Raw genomic sequence first — 21,587 nt, 5'->3', positions numbered from 1 at the left:
AAATGAATACTATTATATAGTAGAAGAGTCTGTCTATCGATGTAAGAAAAAGGTCTGGTTATGATGGTTGACGGTATTCATAGAAGCGAGAAGGCTATAGTTAACGCACGTGAAAAGCTCAAGCAAATGTGCCTTCATGTTATTGACCGTCGTCATGTAACGCCACATGTTGATTAATGTAGTTAGCCTTTCACGGCTTTAACCGTTTCTAGTGCCTGAGCCAAGTGATCATAGATTACGTTGCCGACCACTACGGTATCTGATACGGAAGCCGCTTCAGCTGCTTGTTCAGCTGTCGTAATCCCGCCGCCATAGAACAGTTGAGCGTTATCCAATGATCTGCGAACTGTACGCACTGTATCCATATCGCCAAAAGTACCGCTATACTCCAAATAGACAACCGGCAGGTTCATCAGCTTGTCCGCGATTTGGGCATAAGCCACCGCTGATTCTTCGCTGATCTGTGCCTCTGCTCTGGTAAGCTTGGCTACCGTAGCATCCGGGTTCAGTACAATGTAGCCCTCGGTGACCACCAGATCCCATGGAATCATATATCCATAACGTTCGATTCCCTGGCGGTGACGTTCCAGGATCCATGTCGGGTCAGGCGTGTTAAGCACCATCGGAACCATATACAGGTCAAAACCAGGCACAACTGCCTCCAGATCGGATACCTCCTGTACACACGGAAGCTCGTAACGGCGTACGCGTGACATTAAATCTACAGTATTTTCATAGGTCACTCCTGTAGAGCCACCCACCATAATCGCATCGGTTCCCGACATGCATATCTCATCCAGCACATCATCATGGATCTCTTTCTCGGGATCGAGCTTAAATACATGCCTCCAAGGCTTTATCATATCTTTCAACGTCATTCCTCCACGTTAACGGTCTACTACTAAATTAAGTCTATGATAGCAACGTGAGCAAGTCAATTTGTGTTCGCATAAAATGCGAACATTTTTATTGGTAATGGAGTTGGATGAGAAAAAGGACGTGGTACTGTACTGCTGAAATGAGAATGAAAAAGCCCGCAATCTCTTTTGGAGTTGACGGACTTCCAGGTTGGGGATCATAAATTATGAATATAGCCTATTCAGCAGACAGGCAATAGAACATTAGGCAATCCGTGCAACGGCACTCTCTATGCCTGTCGCTTTTTAATGGTATATCTCAGGCTGTTCCGCTCTAACTCCGGCTCTTTCAGCAAGTCCGAGTATACGCCGTACACGCCCCATTTTTCATAATTGTTCACGGTGTTGGTGTCATTGATGGTGTGGACATATGTCACGGCACCCGCTCCCTTAGCTTGGCCACAAAATTCGGGCTGACCTTGTACTCCGGCATGGTAACGGCTTCAATGCCGTTGGCTTTAACAAAGGTCGTGATCTCGGCGGGTAAATCCTGCGTGGCATACAACGTATAGATGATCGACTCAAACGGATAAATGTCCCGGAGCATATTGAGTATCGGCTCATTATAAATTTGGACGACTACCCGATCCAGAAGTTCCGGGTCTCTCTAATGGCGGAAAATAATAGAAGGACAGCTGCGATCTGTTTCATGGTATCCCCCCTTTTGCATCGTTTATTGCTGTTGCTAGGTAAATACCCTGTTAAAGGGGTCGGCCAATCGAGTAGGAAGGGGCGACTAGCCCCTGTCCTCTCACACCACCTAGCATGCGGGTCCGCACTAGGCGGTTCCAAAAGGTTAACAAAGTTCCAAATAACGAGAAAGTAAACTTTTCAGCCCTTTCGTTTCCCAATAGGAAATCGAGAGGGCATTATTTGTGTTCCGAGACATTTCCCAGGCTCCTCGGCGGGAGTTGGCCATCATGAAAACCGCCCAATTAGGCAGTCCCAGCGCCCTCAGTTCTCGAATGCGTGTCCTCACGCGTTTCCACTGCTTCCACAGGCACATACGCAATCTTCTCCGAATCCATTTGTCCAGTGCTTCGCAGTGTTTCTTTGCTGAGGCGATGCGGAAATAACCAATCCACCCCATAAGGTATTGGTTTAAACGTGAAATTCTCTCCTCCATCGACACAGACCACATCCGGTTCGTGAGCTCCCTAATTCTCTCTTTCATACGAGAGAGCGTCTTTGGGGCTAAACGAATCGTTGCCTGTTTGTTAGACAGAAAGCTAAAACCAAGGAACTTGCGATTCCAAGGTCGGTCCACTGCGCTTTTATCCCGATTCACTTTCAGCTTCAACTTTCCTTCCACAAAGCGAATCACCGATTCTAACACACGTTCACCCGCGCGCTTACTCGCCACGAAGATCTGGCAGTCGTCCGCATAGCGGACGAATCGAAGTCCCCGTTTCGTCAGTTCTTTGTCTAGATCATCCAGCAGAATGTTTGCCAGTAGCGGACTCAGGGGGCTACCTTGTGGTGTCCCTTCTTCCGTACGCTCCAACTCTCCTTCTGTCATCACTCCGGCGTTCAGAAAGCTGCGAATCAGTTTCAGGACTCGCTTGTCCTTTACCTTTCGTGCAATCCTCGCCATGATCATATCATGGTTGACTCGGTCAAAGAATTTCTCCAGGTCCATGTCTACTGTCCATCGCCGTCCGCTTTGGATGTAGCTTTGGGCTTGTTTCACCGCGTCGTGTGCTCGCTTTCCTGGTCTGAAGCCGTAGCTGTACCATGAGAAATGGGCATCAAAGATCGGATTCATCACCTGCAAAAGCGCCTGTTGGAGAAAACGGTCCATCACGGTCGGGATGCCTAATAGCCGCACACTGCCTCCGGGTTTGGGAATTTCCACCCGTTTGACGGGCGCGGGTTTATATGCCCCTGCAAGGAGTTCGGCTTTCACCGTTTCCCAATGTGTTTTCAGGTAAGCTTGTAGCTCCGCTACCGTTACACGGTCCACACCGGGTGCTCCTCCATTCTGAACCACTCGCTTGTAAGCAAGCCGAAGGTTGTTTCCTTCGAGCATTCGCTCCAACAACTCGCTCTGGTCTTCGCGAGAGGAAGGGGCGATTTGTGCCGACGAAGAACTCGGCGCTCCGGCATACCCTGACGGCTTCACCGCTTCTCTTTGCCGCAAGCTCTCTTGCGAGATATTCTGCTGTCGTTGCTCTTCATGCGAACGCATCGGTTTCCTCTCTCCTTTCGGTTCGGTCCTTCCGGTTTCTGGCGTCCCTTACTCCCGTACTATGACCTCTGCTGACTCCTGTCAGTTCAGCGTAACCTTCCGGCTACGGTTACGAGTTTTTTTCCTCGCTTATCTGACAGGCCTCCCCAGATAAGAACGTCATCTGTCTGCCCGCGACCACTGGGGTTTACAGTGTTGGCCCTTGGCGGCTTTGGATTTCGTTGTGGATTGGCAACTCATCCGACTAACCCTGCCTCAAACCCAGTTCGTATACCTTGGCCCGTGCATTTGCCTCCGGCTTCCTTCAGATTCTACCTCACGATAGACACCCTTGCCCTTGGCTAACGGTAGGCGCTCGCCAGCCCCCGTTCGGGACTTTCACCCTAAAGATGACGCCCATGCTGGGCGTACAATAAAAAAACGCCACCTGGCTGCTGCCAGATGACGTCTACATTGATGACAATCAGTATGCGTTCTTGAATCCGTTGCGAATCGTGCGCAGGATGATTTTGATATCAAACAGAATGGACCAATTCTCGATGTAAAAAATATCGTGTTTGATCCGCTCCTCAATCGAAGTGTCCCCGCGCAGGCCGTTGCTCTGCGCCCACCCCGTGATGCCTGGTCGTACGTGGTGCTTCACCATGTACTTCGGAATCTCTTCTTTGAACTGTTCAACATAATAAGGTCGCTCCGGTCTTGGCCCAACCACGCTCATATGTCCGAACAGGACATTGAAGAACTGCGGCAGCTCATCCAGACTGGTCTTCCGGAGAAACGAACCGAACTTGGTGCGGCGCGGATCATTCTCCACGGTCCAACCCGTATCCGGTACCCCTTCCGGCAGTGGCTTCATCGAACGGAATTTATACATATAAAAGTTCCTGCGGTTCAGCCCGACCCGCTCCTGCTTGAAAATGACGGGCCCCCGGGAAGTCAATCGGATACCCAAAAATATTCCGACCATCACCGGCAGGGTGAGGATAATCGCCACTAACGAGAATACGATATCAAACACGCGCTTAAACAGCCGGTTTGCTGCAAGATCCAGCGGAATATCGCGCACGTTGATCATCGGCATACCCGCAAAGTTATCAAACACCGGCCGTGCCGGGAGGTAATCGAAAAAGTCGGGGATGATTAGCGTCCGAACACCGGCTTTTTCACATGCAGCGATGATCTCCGGGTACTTGTGGTGCGCATTTAGCGGAAGCGCCAGCACGACCTCGTCTACGAGCTTTTCGTTTAACACCTTATGCAGATCGCCGACCGAGCCCAGGATGGGTTTAAGCCGTCTCGCTTCGATGTCGTCCCACTGCTGGTAATCATCCAGGAAACCGATGACTTCATAACCAAGCTCCGGGTATTGCTTCAGATTTTTAAAGAAACGCTTTCCCAGAGACCCTGCACCCACGATGAGCACGAATTGGCGATTGTAGCCTTTTTCCCGAAAATGCTTAAGTGATTTCTTGAGGAAATAACGGTATAAAATGATGAATACGACGTTCAATATCATATAGATGGCGAGATACCAACGGGAGATATTCACCTCTTTAACAAAGAACATGATACTTAAGAGGATGAACATTCCAATGAAATGCATCTGGAATATCTTCATGAACTCGTCTGCGAAGCGCTTTTTCCGCTTAGGCGAGTATACGGAAATCATGATGCCGACAATCACGGCAACCGCGCCGTATATCAAGCTCCACATCCCATAGGACTCGATAGGCAGCGGTTTTTCGTACGGAAACCAGCTGCTCTCGAACTTGATCCACCATGCGAGCAGAAACGCTAACTGGATAAAGGCAAAGTCTGTTAGCATATACAACTTGGTTAGAAAGCCTTGGTTCTGGCGGATCATGATTTCACCTCCACTCCACCTGAAGTTTGCGTTATCGTTGCTGGACGAATGGGCTTAAGCCGGTTCGTAAGCAGGGATAAGAGCAATTTCAGACCAACGCCCGCATAGACGGCTCCATTAACGAATATGTTGTATTTCTGCCGGTAATGCTTCCGATGAAAAAGAATCATCGCGCGATGGAATTCATAAATGATCTTGAATGGCCTGCGCCGGGCGCTGCCGCCTTTATAATGGATAATCGTAGTGCGAGGGTAATAGTGAATCCCCCATCCCGCTTGCTTGATGCGATAGCACCAGTCGATGTCTTCTCCGTACATAAAAAATGTTTCATCCAGCCCGCCAACTTGCTCAATCGTCTCGCGACGTACCAGCATAAACGCACCGACCAAACAATCCACCGGATACTCAATATCTGGATCCAAGTACCCCAGTTGATATTGGTTAAACTCCGGCTTATTTGGGAACAGCTTACTGAGTCCGAAGGCATAGTAAAAAGAAGCCGAAGGCGTTGGAAACCCTCTTTTGCAGGCCTTATCCAGTGATCCGTCCGGAAGAACGATTTTACAGCCGGAGGCGCCAATGATCGGGTTATAGTCCATGAAAGCGACCATCGTCTCAATCGTATTCTGCTGGATAATGCTGTCGGAATTTAACAGCAAGGTGTAGCGACCTTGCGAAACTTCCATCCCCTGATTGTTGGCTTTGGCAAAGCCGGTATTCTCTGTGTTCTCGATCAACTTGACCTGCGGGAATAGCTCCCGAATGGTCTGAACCGACTCGTCCTTCGAGTTGTTATCTATCAGAATCACTTCATATGTATATTCCGTCTCCGATGCAAACACGGATCGCAAACAATCCACCGTCAGCTGACAGGTATTGTAGTTCACGATTAAAATGCTTAAATCCATTGCATAACGTCTCCTGACAAATATAGTAATCTATCGACATTATAGCATAGTTCGCAGGGAAATAAGGAATATCAAGGAATAAGTTACTATAGACTCTTCAACCTTATATAAAGCCAATCAAGAGAAAGAACTTGAACAACAAACTCTCCGCCTTCGATTGTCTGTACAATTTGCTCTTACGCGCATAATGTAACCTGTCTATGAATCTTGTGTGAGATGCAAGAAATAAATCCAACTGATCTTTTTGATCGCCATTCAATCGTGAACCATAGATTCGATTGAACTCGCCCGCTTGTTTATGCAACAAGTCTTTACCTGTATGTCTTTTAAAACTGGCCCATTTGCTCTTTAACTTACCCGCGAGGGAGTTGCTGCCTCCTACCACATTGTTACTGTGCTGACGGTATAACATGGAAGGCGTGTTATCGTAGATTACGGTTCCAAATGCGGAAACGAGCATGTAGAACCACCAATCATGCATCAGAACCTTTTGACTGTCCACCGATTGACTATACATAAAAAGGTTTCTTGCTGATTGATTCATCGTTATCGTCGCGCCAATGGCAATATTCTCATATAACGCATTGAAGAAAGAAGGCTCCTGAGCAGGAGGCTTAGGCCATGTACCTTTCCGATTTAACTCGTCATCCGTTAGGTAGGTCGATGTAAATACCATCGCCGGCACTTCTGTATGTATGGAGGTATTCAAGCGCGTTACAGCATGCTCTACCTTATGATCAAGCCACACGTCATCCTGGTCGCAAAAACAGTAGTAATCAGCTTCAGCGTCTGCAGCACGCAGCAGTTCAAAGAAGCTGGACACAACGCCGACATTCGTTCCTTTTATGAGCTTGATCTTATCGGGGTATGTTGTCACCCACTGGTCGAGAAGCTCCATCGATTTATCAGTCGATCCATCGTCTCTTATCAGGATTGAGACAGCAGAATGCGTCTGATTGAGAATACTCTGGATTTGCTCGGATATATACTGTTCGCCGTTATAGGCGGATAGCAATACTTGCACTTTTTTCATACGGAAGACCTCCAGAAAAACACATGATATCAATGATCTCGCAGACTCATACAGCTTTAAGGTACGATGAAGAAAGAAGCTAGCTAAAAAGGCCTGATCATACAGATCAGGCCTTTCAAGTCGCTGTATTTACTTTAAGTATAGTTCAGGGTGCTGCTTCATATCCAGCATAAACTGATTGAGCCCATCACGCCAATGCGGTAATCCCTCCAACTGGTTTAAACGGATAGCTAAATGATCCATGACCGAATTGGCCGGACGTGGCGCTGGCCTGGGAAATTCCGCCGTAGCGCATGGCTGCAGTTCAGCGGTTATGGTAAGTCCTAATTGTTCACGAGCCTCTTCAAAAATGGCGCCAGTGAACTCATACCAAGTACAAGAACCGCTGTTGGAAGCATGATATACACCGTATTTTTCAGTGGAAATCAAATTTAACAAGAACTGCGCAAGATCTACCGTGTAGGTGGGGGAACCCTTTTGGTCGTTAACCACCTTTAACAGCGGTTCTTCTTGACCTAGACGAAGCATCGTTTTCACAAAGTTGTTACCATGCAAGCCGAACAACCATGAAGTTCGCACAATAAACCAACGAGAACAAAAACTCTGAACCATCTGCTCCCCAGCAAGCTTGGACTTTCCATAAACGCTTTGCGGGTCGGGGGAATCATACTCTATATATGGCCTTTCGCTCGTACCGCTATAAACGTAATCTGTGCTAATATATACGATTTTGGCATCGAATTTTTCGGCGACAAGTGCCATGTTTCTAGTACCTATTGCATTCACGACATAAGCAGCTTCCACATCGGTCTCTGCAGCATCTACCGCCGTATAAGCTGCACAATGAATGATCAAGTCAGGTCGGCGAATTGAAATTACTTGGAGGCATTGATCTAAGTCCGTTATGTTTAGTTCTTCTCTACCGTAACTAAAAACTTCATGACCAGCTAGGTTAAATATTCGTGCAATATCCTGCCCTAGCTGCCCCTGTGCTCCAGTGATTAATACCTTCATCCGTTCCCACCCAAACGACTGCCATACTGCTGGGTCATATAATCACGATAAGCGCCGGATTGAATTCTCGTCCACCACTCTTTGTTGCTCAAATACCACCGAATGGTTTCCTTAATTCCCGTTTCGAAATTGTGCTGAGGCTTCCACCCGAGTTCACTAGTGATCTTCGCAGGATCAATACCATAACGACGGTCATGGCCTAGGCGATCTTCTACGTAAGTAATTAATGACTCCGGCTTACCGAGCTCGTTCAAAATGGTTTTGACGATATGAACATTGGTACGTTCGTTGTTTCCGCCGATGTTATAAACTTCGCCAAGCTGACCATGATGTATGACCAAATCGATCGCGCTGCAATGGTCCTCGACATAAAGCCAATCACGGATATTCAGGCCATCGCCATAGACCGGTAAGGACTCATTGTTTAGCGCTCGAGAGATCATAAGGGGAATCAACTTCTCAGGGAATTGGTACGGTCCATAGTTGTTGGAGCAACGAGTAATGTTTACCGGCAAGCCAAAGGTTTCATGATAAGCCCTTACGAGCAAATCGCCGCCTGCCTTGCTAGCTGAATAAGGACTGTTAGGGGCAAGTGGCGACCTCTCGGTGAAAAGCCCCGTCTCTCCAAGCGATCCGTATACTTCATCCGTAGAGACTTGGACAAACTTCGTTACGCCATATTTTTTGGCTGCATCCAGAAGAACTTGCGTACCCATGACATTCGTCTTCACAAATACATCCGGCTCCAAAATACTCCGGTCTACATGGGATTCCGCCGCAAAGTTAACTACGACATCGACGCCCTGGCAGATCAACTCGTTCATCATCTTCGCATCGGTAATATCTGCTTTTACAAACGTATGATTGGGATGGCTTTCAATCGCCTTCAAGTTCTCCAGATTGCCCGCATACGTTAAAGCATCGACGTTAATGATCTGGTAATTTGGGTGTTGCTCGAGCATATATAATACAAAGTTACTTCCAATAAAACCGGCTCCACCGGTGATGAGAAGTTTCATGAACGTGGTTCCTCCCAGTCAAAATTCATTTCCGCATCCGCAAATAACGGATGCTGCCGATCCTTGTCCGACAACTGCGGTTCGCTCACCGGCCAGTCAATGCCTAATTCCGGATCATTCCATAATATACCGCGGTCATGTTCGGGGGAATAATATTCATCCACTTTATAGAAAACTTGGGTGTTCGGCACGAGTGTGCAAAAACCATGAGCAAAACCCTTGGGGACCAATAACTGACGTTTGTTGTATTCACTAAGGATGACTCCAACCCATTGACCAAAAGTAGGTGAGCCTTTTCGAATATCCAAAATAACATCGTAAATCGCTCCAGTTAACACTCTAACCAGTTTGGTCTGAGCTTTGGGGGCTAATTGATAATGCAACCCTCTTAAAATGCCAGGCTCAGCGGATAGGGAGTGATTATCCTGTACATAAACGTAGTTTGCCCCTATTTGCTTCATAAGGTTCTCATTGTAACTTTCCATAAAAAAACCCCGGTGATCCCCGTGTACCACAGATTCTAGTAATAAGGCCCCTTCTACTTTTAAAGGAGTTAATTTCATAATTCCGAAACCTCCCTTATAACTTGAGCTTTCCGAATTCTTCACCAAAAATGATTTCCTGAGCCAATTCATTCGCCCGGGCCAGCGAAGCATGCGTACCAGCGTCCGTCCACCAACCCTCTAGTACGTCAAAGGTAAGCTCCCCTCTATCAATATATGCATTATTAACGTCTGTGATTTCCAATTCCCCCCGAGCTGATGGTTTTAATGTTTTAACAATTTCAAACACCTTGTGATCGAACATATATATCCCGGTTACAGCATAATTAGACTTTGGATTTTGAGGCTTTTCCTCAATTGATACAATCCGTTCACCTTCGATTTCTGGTACACCGAACCTGTTAGGATCACTTACTTCTTGAATAAGTATTTTCGCGCCAGTCCGTTGGCCTTTAAAGTTCGCAACGTAAGGAGAAATATCATCAGCAAATACGTTATCACCTAAAATTACAACCATTTGATCTTCACCAACAAAGTGTTCGGCAAGACCGAGAGCTTGAGCGATCCCTCCAGCTTCATCTTGAACTTTATAGGTGAATGAAACTCCCATTTCTCGCCCGCTTCCAAGAAGATTAACTACATCGCCCATGTGGTCCTTACCGGTGACGATCAGGATATCGATGATGTCCGATTCTTTTAGCTTTGCCACCGAGTGAAAAATCATCGGGTACTTGCCAACCGGCAGTAAGTGCTTATTCGTAACTTTCGTGAGCGGATAAAGACGGGAGCCCGTGCCTCCCGCTAGAATAATACCTTTCATTTAAGTAATTCCTCCTTTTCAATTTTTGCATTTCAATAACACTGGAGATTCGAATTATTAATAAAGAAGAACATTAGATAGTATATAAGAATATCTTGACTAAACCACAGTTCAATCAATGTGCTTAATCTTCAAATGCCCCTTAATAGGTTCGTAAGTTGGTATACTATATTTAAAATTATCTTCGACAACCGTACACTCCACTCTATTTAGATTGTTTTTTTAGTTCCCTAACCGATCTCTGCTGAGAAAGTAACATACTTCTGTTATGCTTATTAGCATATATCCGAGTAAATTTTGCGAAATACCAAATATATCTTTTGATCACTGATATAAAATTAAATAACAAATTCGGGGGAACCTTCATCCCTTTGTCCTTTGCAAACTCCTTCAGATTATGGCTAAAGCCTATCAAGAATGGCCCAAGCCCAAAACAGACAGGGAATATCTTAACGTAAACATCAACACATGAAATATTCACATCCATAATGTTATCAATCACCATCTGGTAGCCATTCATCACCTCCATTTTATTAAGCACGATCACCTTCTGTCCTTCTTTGGCAAACAACAGATTATGTGTAATACTACCTGATACAGCCGCCATACAGTCACAACTTCTCATATAATAAATCTGTTCACTTAGTGTCAGTTTCTCAGGAGAAATAACTTTGTATCCATTCGCAGCAAACAAAGCTTGGATGTCTTTTTCCCCACGTTCTTTGTTTAACGCATCAGGAAATTCCCCCCTAGTAAAGTAAATATGTGAATATGACTCAAGGCCTGACACTTTAATATTCGAGACAACAGTACGATAGATATTTTTGAATTCTTCCGTGTAGTAATTCCTTTCAATATACGAAAATTCAGGGATGATAACTGAGCGGAACTGCATCGGCGTCTTTACATCAATCAACTGCTCGTTACTAAGACCAAGCAAATGCATAAATTCTAGAAAATTTCCGTGTAGACTAGTCTCCTCGTATCCCCAGTTCCAACCGCAATACGCAATTCGGTACTTTTTTATATTTGGGAGGATGTACCATAACCTTGAAATCTGGTCGCAGATAAAGTGCCCCCAATGGCTTACAAATGGTCCCATAAACACAACCGTCTCATCGCATTGTTGCACAGATTGTTTTTCATACTCGTAAAAGCCGCCAAAGAGATGTCCATCCCTGGTTTGTGATTCTTTTACGAACTGACCGTTTTCATCAAGCACTCCTCCAAGTCCCCAAGTAGTTGATGAATCTCCCTTAGTCGGTAAAATAATACCGTCTTTCACCTCTTTAACAGTTAGGGGTGTCTTTCTCAAGTAGTCTCGGGTCTCATTCTCCCTGTATGCTTTAACGTGCTCCTCAGCTACATGTAAATCTACATATTTTCCCATAGTTATCCCCATTACTTCTCTATGATCATTCCGTCGACATCCCAAACGTGAGACATACTAACAACACCTGATTCATTCTTCTCTTTTCCCTTAACAGATATAGCAATTATTCTTCTGATAATGTCATACTCTACCCCATTACTTCCGTAGATATAAATATTCAGAAAATATTTCCCATCCACCAAGTTGTTATTTAGGAAACGAAATTGAATCTGTCCTTCTTTTCTGGCTTGAAACTTCATCTTCGTGTCACTCTCTGTGGATACCTCGTAGCAAGGAACACCATCATCCCTGACTAAACCAACAGTCACACTGATCGATGTACCTCTGTTAACACTTCGGTAAGACATATTAATAGTAAAGGGCTCACCCTTATCGAACACCTGTTTGGCTACACTCTCAGTGTCAACTACCTCAACAAAAGAAATTTCTACATCACCATTGCCACTTCTTCGAGCATCAGGATCGTACTGTATGGCAATATCACGACACGTTAGATTTCGATTTTCTTTCTTCATTTGTTCAATATCGGGGCAATTTTCGATAAGCATTCTATATTCCATTTCAGCTCGTAACATCCTTGCATTCTCCATATCCTCCAAATAGTGAGGGCAAACAATGCGCGGCGGACCATCTTCCCTGATAAGTCCATTATCAATCCAGATAGCCCGATTGCACAGATTTTCTATTTGGTTAGTGGTATGAGACACAATCACAATCGTAACCCCAGCTTCCTTCATGGCCTTAATCCGGTTAAAACACTTAGTTTGAAACGAAGCGTCACCCACGCCTAAAATTTCGTCTATTAGGAGAATTTCTGGATCAATATTTGTAGCAACGGAAAAAGCAAGACGCATATACATACCTGATGAGTACGTTCTTACAGGGGCATCGATATATTCCTCTAACTCGGAAAACATTATTATTTCATCTACTTTGGCGTCAATTTCTTTTTTTGAAAAGCCGAAAATAGAAGCATTAATATATATATTTTCACGACCAGTCATATCCGGGTGAAAACCTGCACCTAACTCGATTAGACTAGAAACTCTCCCGTTTATCGTTATTTCCCCTTCACTAGGCTTCAGGAGCTTGGAGAGCATTTTCAATGTCGTGCTTTTACCACAACCATTCTTTCCGATAAGCCCGATAATTTCACCTTTCCTTACTTTAAAGCTAATACCTTTAATAACCTCTCTTCTCTCAAACTTAGCCCGCTTAATATTGGAAAGGAGCCCTTTTAACGTTTGGCTCTTATCAGCAAATATCTTAAAAGTCTTTTTTACGTTTTTAACCTCAATTACAACATTTTCAGACATTGTTAGCCTCCTAAATCATATCTCTTCTGCAAAACCAGATTCAAGCTTCCAGAAAACAAACATAGCTATAATCAATTGGACTACAGCAAAGCCAGCCGTCATCCACAAACTTGGCATATCTGGGACCTCTTTGTAGTAGAGAATATCACGGAACGCCGTAATAACAGGGGAGAGGGGGTTTATTTCCATAATAGAGGCCAAGAAACCTTTTACCATATCCGGTTCAAACAATACCGGCGTTACCCATACCCCAGCCATTAGTAACATCTGAATAATAAACTGCACATCACGAAAATATACTGTAATCGCCGACAAAATAATCGTTATTCCCAATGCCATAATAAATTCGATTAGAATAACAAAGGGGAGATATAGTAATGCCTCCGGATTGACTCCTAATCCACCAATAAATAATAATGCAAAAATAATAATAAATGTTAACAATAGATTAATAAACCTTGCTATAACTGTTGAAATTGGAAGAATCTCATTGGGAAAATAGATTTTACTAACTAGGCTCGATTGACTAACAATACTGCTTGTCCCCTGTTGCATACATTCTGTGAAAGTCACCCACGGCATCATCGCCACAACCAAGAATAGATAGTAGTTTGGAACATCATACCGAATTACTTGGGAGAACACCAAAATGTAAACCAATATCTGACACAACGGAACAACCAAATTCCAAAGAAAACCTAAGACAGATCCTTTATATCGCCCTCTCAAATCTCTTTTGATAAGGCCATTAATGGTCCCCCTATATTGAATAATTTCCTTCAATCTTTTAAACATAAAATTCCTCCATTAAATTAAAGCAACGCTCTTAATCCCCGTTTTTTTCTGAGTCGTTTAGCAACTTAACGACCCTGTTGTAATTTGTACTTAAATCTGTCAATTGTTGATTTCGTTCATCAAGCTGCTTCTCCAGTTCCCTAATACGATCTACTACTCGATTGTAGTGAATACTCAAATTGGTGACCTCTTCATTCCTCCCCTGAAGTTGATCATCCATTTGCCTGATATGCTCCACAACGCGATTATAATGCTCACTTAAAAATCCAACCTGTTCGTTTTGATGATGTAATTCATCCTCTATAAGTTTGGTATGTGAAGAGAGCGAAGCGTATTTTTCTGCCCAACTAGCCCCAGAGTCTTGAATAATCTCATATTGGCTGAGTTGTTCAAATATCTCACATTTCTCCTCATCCAATACCGGATTTGATTTTATAAAATAGTAATCTGAGATTTTCTCCAAAACAGACACCTTTTCACGCGATAAACCGAATTCTTCAAAAAGACTTGTTAAGGAGTAAAAGCTTTTCAAAGTAGGACAGGTTGAGTATAAGTACCCTAAAGAGTTTAAAATTGCATACTCTGTGGGGATTTGTCTGGATTCTTCCCATTCTTGATCAATTAGTACATATCCAATATTACTTTGATAAAGAATATTACTTGCATTTAGATCCATTAAGCCGTACTTTAAAACATAGGTGGGTTCTACATACAGCTCTTTTAATTCATCAAGAACCGGATTATCCAAAACCACATAATCACTGATGCTGTAAAAGAAATCCACAAGATTCTGAATTTCCAGTTTGATACCTTTTTCCCCACTTTTCTCTCCCGCAAGGTCGACTAATTCGGAGATTGACTTTCCCTCAATATATTCAGCTTGCCACTCTTTTTCTGATGAAGACTTTTGAACCTTGCACACTTTAATGCCGGATTTTCCTAATTTTTCATGAATTTTCTGATAATTTTCTAAATGCTCTTTCGCTCTTGAGCCCATCGGGCTCTTAACAAAATCATTTGTATTCTTTTTAACCGATAGAATCTGATAATCTTCTGTCCTCTTCGGTTGGAATTTAGCAAATGTAATATCTGAAAACTGACTTAAATTCGTTCCGGCTTCTACTAAAAAACTGTTCGAAAAGAAATCAAATTGGCCGTTTTTCACAATTCCAGCCATTGTTTCCTGAATTGAAAAATTAACAGCATTCCCATAAGTATAAATAGGTAGCATCGCAGCTTCAGTGTAAGAAGGTAGCTGTTCGTCCGAATAAATTACAGATGGTAATTTATAGTCTGGAAAAGGGTAGTAAAACTTCGTAGCGGGAAATCCGCAATTTCCAAGCAACTCTTCCAGTTCCTTCTTACCATATGTTTTAACATCTCTATTTGAATATCCGCCTAAAGATACATATGGTTCCCCCAGATGATCTTCATTTGCTCCTGCAAAGTACTTTATTCCGTAACGGTTCTCAATTGCAACAAGCAAAATGCCATCGGGTTTTAACAAACTTCGAATCTTTTTCAAGAAAAAGGAGTCCGCAGGGTATTCTAAAAAAAAACGCTGTGCGTATTCTAATACACCGATTAAGACAACATAATCAAATTTTTGCTCAAAAGGGATGTCCGTGATGTTACCAGCGTATACCTCCAAGTTCTCTCTTTCTTTGTGCCTTTCAAAAGTAATTCGGGCGCGCTTTTGTGACTGCTCAACCGAAACGACTCTTTTACTAGAATCACAAAGCGTACCTGTTATGCAACCACAGCCAGAGCCAATTTCAAGTACTTCTTTGTCCTGAAATGAATACCAACCTAATATGTTTTCTCGTTCTTTCGTCGTCAAATAAAACAGACTATTCCGTGGTTGTTCAATTAGCGCCTCCCCTCGGTAATGAGCTAACAGTAAATCTTCCTCATCATCTACATACTGGTCTATACCAGTTGAATAATCTAAATTCAACGTTGCCACTTTATCCATCCTTTTTCAAGTTTCTTTTTGAACATTGAACAATCTGACGACCTTCAAATTTTCCATGTTTTTCGTAATGCCACAGAGGGTTAATCCCTCCTTCTAGAATATCAATATATAAACGAAAATAACCTTCTGTGGAGAACCTTGGAGATGGATCATTACCATCTTTATAGCCATGATAGAGATAGTGAGCAGCAGGTTCGATATCTTTTGTACTTGCCATATATTTTTTTCGGTACCATTGCTCATCGAAAAAATAAGAATATCTAATAACATTAAGATCAGAGAGACTGTTTTTATCAGTGTTAATAATTTCATATATTTTTTTCAGTCCAAGTTTATGAATCCATAGAAATAGACTGATTTTTTTGCTTATTTCTTTTTGTTTTAACCCCCGCTCATTCTTCACAAAAAATGAGTAGGTTTTATTAATAAATTCTTCTTGTATATTATTGAAATACAAATTCGCGGATGGTTCGTTATGGTACACCGTACTCCATTTCTGCAGAAACCTAGTGATACTATCATTTGAAAGATACGCTGAATAATGGTAGGGAACCATCCCTACACTAACTTGGAAGTTAAATAAGTGATCATTAACAGATACTAAGAATGGCCCATTACCATGAGTAACCGGCAAAAAAGTAGAATAAACATCAATATATACTGCCTGAATATTTCTAGCTTGATGCACCATTTCTTGTGTATAGTTTGTATGCTGCATTCGGTTAAGAATAATTGTCTTAGATTTAGATCTAGAAAAAAGTAAGTTATGAGTATTAGATCCACTCAATCCAGCAACAACTTCAGCTTCCTTTAGTATAGAAACCATCGTTGTTAGAGATTCATTTTCTGGAGCAATAATGTCAAATCCATTTCTACGAAAATTATTCTCAATTTCTTCCTCGCCAATGGTATTACCTTCCTGCAGATTAGTACGAGTCAAATAAACTTTTCTGCCCGGTCTCGCAGGAACCGAGTCCATTATTTTATTAAATGGCGCAAGAAATTCTTCAGAGTAATAAAAGTTTGGCGTTCCACCTAATACACAGGAAGCTTTAGGTACAATTACACGTTTAAATCTAGTTGGACGATCCAGCAAGATCAAATCATTTTGTTCTATTCCGAGCAAATTATGAAAAAGTTCAAAATTGCCATCCGGCTTTTTACCATTATAGACGCCAGCAAGTCGAATTCCCCTAGCTTTGCAATTTTCTTGCAAGTAATACCATAACCTATTGGTCGACTCAAATAAAAAGTGACCCCAATGGTAGATGAAGTATCCATAATAAACTACCTCTTCGTCTATATACACGCAATCATCCAAATCTACATTAGGGCATTCCACCATGGATAGGAATTTATTTTTGCCATCCAAACCTTTATATAAACCAGAAGATTTCACGAAATCCCCCTCAGTGTCCAACACGCCACCACGATATCTATATAGACCATCTTCATCATAAAAGGCTTCTACTGGAACAATTATCCCGTCTTCAATGAATTCTGCAGTGGGTTCCCAATCCGGCCATAAAAAGTTATGATCCATCATTTCCTGATATTGGTTTGCTGTTTCATAGTTCAAAAACTGTAGATTATGTTCCATATAGTACACCTATTCTACAACTGGGATTGAGGACTGAATTTTAGTTTTATACTCACGTATCACCAACTCAATCCCTTCCTCAATCCCAGTTTTCGGTTTCCACCCCGTACATTTCGTGATTTTTTCAATATTGAGAACATTTTTTCTAACATCACACTTACGACTTGTAGAATATTGAACAAATGGGGGCTTTTCCAGACTTAGCTTTTCGATCACCAAGTTTAGAATCTCATTATTGGAGTAACCAACCCCCGTACCCACATTGAATATATTTTCCTGACCTTCATAATTCAGGACTGCCGTAATTGCGTCAACAACATCATCAATGAAGATATAATCCCGAATGTTTTCTCCGTCTCCCCATATGGTAATCGGCTCTTCATGCAAAATTCGATTCACCATGATTGGAATCAGTCCCTGCATACGGCCACTAGTGCTCATAAAGCCATAAGGATTACTCAAACGCACGGTCTGATAGCGGAGTCCATGCTGATTTTTGTATAACTCCAAGGTGTTTTCGATCATGGTTTTGGTGAGAGCATATCCGCAGAAAGCGTGTTTTGCATCATCCTCCAAAGCTGGTGATTCTCCCCCCTCCCCATACACCGTCCCCCCCGAAGATACGAAAAGAAGACTTGCATTCCTACCGACCATGTCTTCTAGAAGACGAATCGTAGAGAGAACATTAGCCGATACCTCAGCTCCTAGGTTTTCCGTACCGTCCTTGGCAAACAGTGTGCTGACTAAGTGAATAATTGTATCGGCATCATCTAAAAGCGGGGCAAAGCTCTCTTCTTCTGTAAAGTTAAATTTCATATATGAAATATTCTTCATTGTCTCAAATTCCGGTCTGCAAAATCTATCAGCTACCAGCACATGATTATCCTTGCTTAGCTTACTGACCAAATTCCTCCCAATAAAACCACTACCACCCAAGACTACATACTTTTTCATTTATTATCCTCCGTAAAGCGAATTATATTCTTCTCCACTACGCTAACCAAATTTTCGGTGAATATTTCTTGAGAGAAATACTGTTCGTATGTCTTCCTACCTGCCTTGCGTACATCATTCATCGTATCAAAGTTACCAATAACGTACTCCAGCTTTTCTTTCAGCTCAGAAGCATTCTTACTACTAAATAAAAATCCGTTTACACCATCCTCAATGTAACGTGCCGTTCCCGTCATGTCAGAGCACAACACAATCTTGGACATCATCATTGCCTCCGCCAGGACAACTGGCATGGGATCGTCAATAGATGGAACAACCACACAGGCAGTCTCACAGTAAATATCCATCAACTTGTCATATGGAACTGGCCCGGATAACCTGACATTGGCAAGTTCATTGGCCTTATTTTCTACACTTCGATAGTAGAGTTCATCACCAACTTTGCCTATCAGCAAGAAATCCGCCTTTTCCGTAATAGCCTCCGGCAACATGCCTATTGCTTCCAATAATAACAACTGATTTTTTCTTATCTCAAAAGTTGCAGGAAATAGAAACCGTATTTTTTCCCGCTGGACGATTATTTTTTTCATGTCAGCCCAGTCCTTAACTCCATATAAAAGTACTTCTGAATAATATTTCGGCCGACTTTTCTCCAACATTTCCTGTGCATATCTACCACCACAATAGACGGAAACATTGCTCTTCAAATGCTTAGGTAGATAGTTTTCGAGAAAGCTATATCCCGTCCCACCATCATGGATCCACCATAGAAAAGGAATATCCGATCCATTATAGCAGTTGATAAAATTATGACTAACAATGGAGGCCACAATCACAAGATCAAAGTTTCTCAACAAGTCATCAATACCCAGTGATATGGACTTGGGCACCTCATTCGGGCGATAAGCCCTGTATTTCGACAGATCCTGATCAATAATAACCGGAATCTTCTCCGCCAAAATGTCTCTCGACAGGGGGCCATCTTCCGGAGATGCTACAACTGGAAAATACCCCTGATCCTTCAATACTTTAGCCGCCTCAAATACAACCTGCGGTGAGCCAGTCCGGGACAACTCATGGCTTATAAGCAGAATGTTCCCCTTTTCACCCTTAAGCAGGCTTTTGGGAAGGAGGAGACGGTTAGGCAGGTTATCACAGTCTGTACTATACTGTAACATGCTATCTGTAAACAAAATGTCCCTTTCCAGATAAGCATGCCACTGCTTTATGATATACAAATATGCTCTATCTCGCGGACTATTATTTTCCACGTCAGGTCTTACATTATGATAAAGAACACTTGTCGAAACAAAAGCGCAACGGAGATTTTCATCTTGGATTCGGAAACTAAAATCCAGCTCGAAGTATCGGTTCCAAGTATCTTTATCATTTAAACCGCCAACCTGAAAAAAGACTTCTTTTCGCACCGAAAAACAATATTTGCTTAACACGCTAGCTTCTCTGCTTATATGAAGAGTCAGCGCTCGGTCGTCATTACTGTAAAATGATTGGCCCAGAAATGTACTTTCATACAACTTACCGCCATGCTGACCAATCCGCCCCCCCATATAAACCGCTCTACCTTCCGAGTCAATCACAGCAGGGGATACTGCTCCAACCCCTGGAAAATCCAAAATATCCAAAAGGTGATTCAACCAATCTCGCTGCGCTATATACATATTGTCACTTAGAAAAACAAGATACTCTCCCTTGGCAGTTGCTGCACCAAGATTGTATTTTTTCGAATTATTAAGAGGTCCATCATACGGTAAAAGAATCAGCCGTTCTCCTAAGCCTGGCATTGCCTCTCCGATTTCTTCTGATAATTCAGAATTTGCTACAATAACAATTTCATAATTGGGATACGCAGTATCCCGCAACAACTGTGGCAGACTACTCATTATGTCAATCGCATGGTCTGTAGCAATAATCACACTGACAAGAGGAGTTTCACTCCGCCGTTTGGATATAAAATTATGTCCGTCTCGCTCATAGACGGAAGCTGGGTAATTCATACGCCACATGTGTTGGGATAATGCCTTTATCCGACTAGATTTCTCCCGTCGGCGCACTATTTCTGTCTTTTCCATTGCGTATGTTAAATATAAGATCCGCTCAATGTGCCGAATTTCTCCTCCGCAATTAGAGAGCCGCAATATCATTTCATAAAGCGCGCAACTATCAAATCCTTTGTCAAATTCTCCGCATTCCTGCAAAGCTGCCTTCCTAAACACAGAAAGGTTCCCAGGATATGGGGATCTAACCATCAACAGTGGAGACCAAGTTGGTTTAAAAAAGAAATTAAAACAGTTACCCCTCTCATCGACATGGCATTCATCCGAGAAGAGAAGGTCGACGTCCTCTCCGTCGTCCAAACTTTTTGCTGCCCAAAAAAGAGCGTCGGGTGTTAATTGATCACCCGGATGCATAAAAATCACATAAGCACCCGATGCTTTACTCAGTGCAAGGTTGTAAGCCTCCGCTTTCTCCATTTTCTGCCCATTAAGCTCCAGCAAATGGATTCGAGAGTCTTTTTCTGCTTCTCCACTTAAGAGGTTCACCCCCCGCCTATCCTTAGATCCCATATCAACTGTCCAGAGTTCCCATTGACCATAGATTTGCGATTGAATGGATTTTAAAGTCCTCTTCAACATGCTTATCTCTGTACGTCCCAGAATAAGTACGATGCTGAAGCAAACCTTCTTTTCCAACTCCTCAGTCATTTGTCCAATGATCGCTTCTGAGTACTCCTCCTGTTGCTGCCGGAAGAGCTTACGGCCAGTGTTGTCCCCCGCAATGAACACGGGTCCACTATAGGGCAGTCCCTCCATCTCTCCCTCTTCTTTAATAACAATACCATCTAATAGTTGTCGTTTATTTACCTTATTTTTTATCGCTCTTACAAAACCTATCAAACCGAATTCCTTGAATATCGCGTATGCTTTCCGAAAGATCACCTTTCTCTTGTCTCCATTGAAAAGAATTTTAAAAACATCTATTATAAAATTATAAAATTGGTTAATCTTATTCATGAATGAACCCTCCGCTAAGAATCTTCGAAGATACCCTTCTAAGGTAGCAATTTCTTTTAAGTCCACTGCATCGCTTCCAAGCATTTGCCTAATGGTATATAAATAATGGTTGCCAATACGAAATATATAAATATACAAATGGTTGCCCGAACAAATATATCCATTGAAATAAATAAGTATGTATACGATTATTCATGCACCTAGAGTAATTAGTATCCTATAAGTAAAAATCAATGGTTATCAACTAATTGCTTAT

Annotated in this window: 18 protein-coding genes; all 18 read right to left on the bottom strand. The window is 42.7% G+C overall.

What is annotated here, in order from left to right; all coding sequences use genetic code 11:
• Window positions 1–182: 182 nt before the first annotated feature.
• Window positions 183–872, bottom strand: coding sequence for a heptaprenylglyceryl phosphate synthase (pcrB, locus tag B9N86_RS02115; RefSeq protein ID WP_208917563.1), 690 nt, complete (start codon window positions 870–872; stop codon window positions 183–185).
• 275 nt (window positions 873–1,147) lie between these two features.
• Complete coding sequence (locus B9N86_RS30100; RefSeq protein WP_244562926.1) at window positions 1,148–1,294, bottom strand: hypothetical protein; 147 nt, start codon at window positions 1,292–1,294, stop codon at window positions 1,148–1,150.
• Window positions 1,291–1,464, bottom strand: a complete 174-nt coding sequence (locus B9N86_RS30095; RefSeq protein WP_244562925.1) for a PI-PLC domain-containing protein — start codon at window positions 1,462–1,464, stop codon at window positions 1,291–1,293. The genes B9N86_RS30100 and B9N86_RS30095 overlap by 4 nt, the downstream gene beginning before the upstream one ends.
• A gap of 249 nt (window positions 1,465–1,713) precedes the next feature.
• Complete coding sequence (ltrA, locus tag B9N86_RS02105) at window positions 1,714–3,105, bottom strand: group II intron reverse transcriptase/maturase (protein ID WP_208917562.1); 1,392 nt, start codon at window positions 3,103–3,105, stop codon at window positions 1,714–1,716.
• A gap of 463 nt (window positions 3,106–3,568) precedes the next feature.
• On the bottom strand, window positions 3,569–4,969 hold the full coding sequence (locus B9N86_RS02100; RefSeq protein WP_208917561.1) for an undecaprenyl-phosphate glucose phosphotransferase: 1,401 nt from the start codon (window positions 4,967–4,969) through the stop codon (window positions 3,569–3,571).
• Window positions 4,966–5,877, bottom strand: coding sequence for a glycosyltransferase family 2 protein (locus tag B9N86_RS02095; protein WP_208917560.1), 912 nt, complete (start codon window positions 5,875–5,877; stop codon window positions 4,966–4,968). Before B9N86_RS02095 ends, B9N86_RS02100 begins: the two co-directional genes overlap by 4 nt.
• 103 nt (window positions 5,878–5,980) lie before the next feature.
• Window positions 5,981–6,910: a glycosyltransferase family 2 protein gene (locus B9N86_RS02090; RefSeq protein ID WP_208917559.1), complete on the bottom strand. Its 930-nt coding sequence runs from the start codon at window positions 6,908–6,910 to the stop codon at window positions 5,981–5,983.
• A 129-nt stretch (window positions 6,911–7,039) separates the two neighbouring features.
• Complete coding sequence (gene rfbD / locus B9N86_RS02085) at window positions 7,040–7,924, bottom strand: dTDP-4-dehydrorhamnose reductase (protein WP_208917558.1); 885 nt, start codon at window positions 7,922–7,924, stop codon at window positions 7,040–7,042.
• Window positions 7,921–8,943 (bottom strand): dTDP-glucose 4,6-dehydratase, encoded by a 1,023-nt coding sequence (gene rfbB, locus B9N86_RS02080; RefSeq protein ID WP_208917557.1) that lies wholly within the window; start codon window positions 8,941–8,943, stop codon window positions 7,921–7,923. Before rfbB ends, rfbD begins: the two co-directional genes overlap by 4 nt.
• Complete coding sequence (gene rfbC, locus B9N86_RS02075) at window positions 8,940–9,506, bottom strand: dTDP-4-dehydrorhamnose 3,5-epimerase (RefSeq protein WP_208917556.1); 567 nt, start codon at window positions 9,504–9,506, stop codon at window positions 8,940–8,942. Before rfbC ends, rfbB begins: the two co-directional genes overlap by 4 nt.
• 16 nt (window positions 9,507–9,522) lie before the next feature.
• Complete coding sequence (locus B9N86_RS02070; RefSeq protein WP_208917555.1) at window positions 9,523–10,266, bottom strand: sugar phosphate nucleotidyltransferase; 744 nt, start codon at window positions 10,264–10,266, stop codon at window positions 9,523–9,525.
• 205 nt (window positions 10,267–10,471) lie between these two features.
• Window positions 10,472–11,656, bottom strand: a complete 1,185-nt coding sequence (locus B9N86_RS02065; protein ID WP_208917554.1) for a glycosyltransferase family 61 protein — start codon at window positions 11,654–11,656, stop codon at window positions 10,472–10,474.
• Between the two features lie 11 nt (window positions 11,657–11,667).
• A complete protein-coding gene (locus tag B9N86_RS02060) occupies window positions 11,668–12,975 on the bottom strand; it encodes an ABC transporter ATP-binding protein (RefSeq protein ID WP_208917553.1) in 1,308 nt (435 codons plus the stop codon).
• Window positions 12,976–12,990: 15 nt separating this feature from the next.
• On the bottom strand, window positions 12,991–13,770 hold the full coding sequence (locus tag B9N86_RS02055; protein ID WP_208917552.1) for an ABC transporter permease: 780 nt from the start codon (window positions 13,768–13,770) through the stop codon (window positions 12,991–12,993).
• Window positions 13,771–13,801: 31 nt separating this feature from the next.
• Window positions 13,802–15,736, bottom strand: coding sequence for a class I SAM-dependent methyltransferase (locus B9N86_RS02050; RefSeq protein WP_208917551.1), 1,935 nt, complete (start codon window positions 15,734–15,736; stop codon window positions 13,802–13,804).
• Window position 15,737: 1 nt separating this feature from the next.
• Window positions 15,738–17,345 (bottom strand): glycosyltransferase family 61 protein, encoded by a 1,608-nt coding sequence (locus tag B9N86_RS02045; RefSeq protein WP_208917550.1) that lies wholly within the window; start codon window positions 17,343–17,345, stop codon window positions 15,738–15,740.
• A 9-nt stretch (window positions 17,346–17,354) separates the two neighbouring features.
• Entirely contained in the window at window positions 17,355–18,299 is a 945-nt protein-coding gene (locus B9N86_RS02040; protein ID WP_208917549.1) for an NAD-dependent epimerase/dehydratase family protein, read from the bottom strand.
• Window positions 18,296–21,331, bottom strand: coding sequence for a glycosyltransferase (locus tag B9N86_RS02035; RefSeq protein WP_208917548.1), 3,036 nt, complete (start codon window positions 21,329–21,331; stop codon window positions 18,296–18,298). Before B9N86_RS02035 ends, B9N86_RS02040 begins: the two co-directional genes overlap by 4 nt.
• Window positions 21,332–21,587: the final 256 nt, after the last annotated feature.

This window comes from Paenibacillus uliginis N3/975, assembly GCF_900177425.1.
Taxonomy (GTDB): domain Bacteria; phylum Bacillota; class Bacilli; order Paenibacillales; family Paenibacillaceae; genus Paenibacillus_AQ; species Paenibacillus_AQ uliginis.
The sequence above is the reverse complement of the archived record's forward strand: the minus strand, read 5'-3'. Positions and strand labels throughout refer to the sequence as shown.

Bases quoted from the DNA above. Each gene is read 5' to 3' on its own strand.
- B9N86_RS30095 (WP_244562925.1), bottom strand. From the start codon at position 1,464: ATGCTCCGGGACATTTATCCGTTTGAGTCGATCATCTATACGTTGTAT.
- ltrA (WP_208917562.1), bottom strand. From the start codon at position 3,105: ATGCGTTCGCATGAAGAGCAACGACAGCAGAATATCTCGCAAGAGAGC.
- B9N86_RS02100 (WP_208917561.1), bottom strand. From the start codon at position 4,969: ATGATCCGCCAGAACCAAGGCTTTCTAACCAAGTTGTATATGCTAACA.
- B9N86_RS02095 (WP_208917560.1), bottom strand. From the start codon at position 5,877: ATGGATTTAAGCATTTTAATCGTGAACTACAATACCTGTCAGCTGACG.
- B9N86_RS02090 (WP_208917559.1), bottom strand. From the start codon at position 6,910: ATGAAAAAAGTGCAAGTATTGCTATCCGCCTATAACGGCGAACAGTAT.
- rfbD (WP_208917558.1), bottom strand. From the start codon at position 7,924: ATGAAGGTATTAATCACTGGAGCACAGGGGCAGCTAGGGCAGGATATT.
- rfbB (WP_208917557.1), bottom strand. From the start codon at position 8,943: ATGAAACTTCTCATCACCGGTGGAGCCGGTTTTATTGGAAGTAACTTT.
- rfbC (WP_208917556.1), bottom strand. From the start codon at position 9,506: ATGAAATTAACTCCTTTAAAAGTAGAAGGGGCCTTATTACTAGAATCT.
- B9N86_RS02070 (WP_208917555.1), bottom strand. From the start codon at position 10,266: ATGAAAGGTATTATTCTAGCGGGAGGCACGGGCTCCCGTCTTTATCCG.
- B9N86_RS02065 (WP_208917554.1), bottom strand. From the start codon at position 11,656: ATGGGAAAATATGTAGATTTACATGTAGCTGAGGAGCACGTTAAAGCA.
- B9N86_RS02060 (WP_208917553.1), bottom strand. From the start codon at position 12,975: ATGTCTGAAAATGTTGTAATTGAGGTTAAAAACGTAAAAAAGACTTTT.
- B9N86_RS02055 (WP_208917552.1), bottom strand. From the start codon at position 13,770: ATGTTTAAAAGATTGAAGGAAATTATTCAATATAGGGGGACCATTAAT.
- B9N86_RS02045 (WP_208917550.1), bottom strand. From the start codon at position 17,345: ATGGAACATAATCTACAGTTTTTGAACTATGAAACAGCAAACCAATAT.
- B9N86_RS02040 (WP_208917549.1), bottom strand. From the start codon at position 18,299: ATGAAAAAGTATGTAGTCTTGGGTGGTAGTGGTTTTATTGGGAGGAAT.
- B9N86_RS02035 (WP_208917548.1), bottom strand. From the start codon at position 21,331: ATGAATAAGATTAACCAATTTTATAATTTTATAATAGATGTTTTTAAA.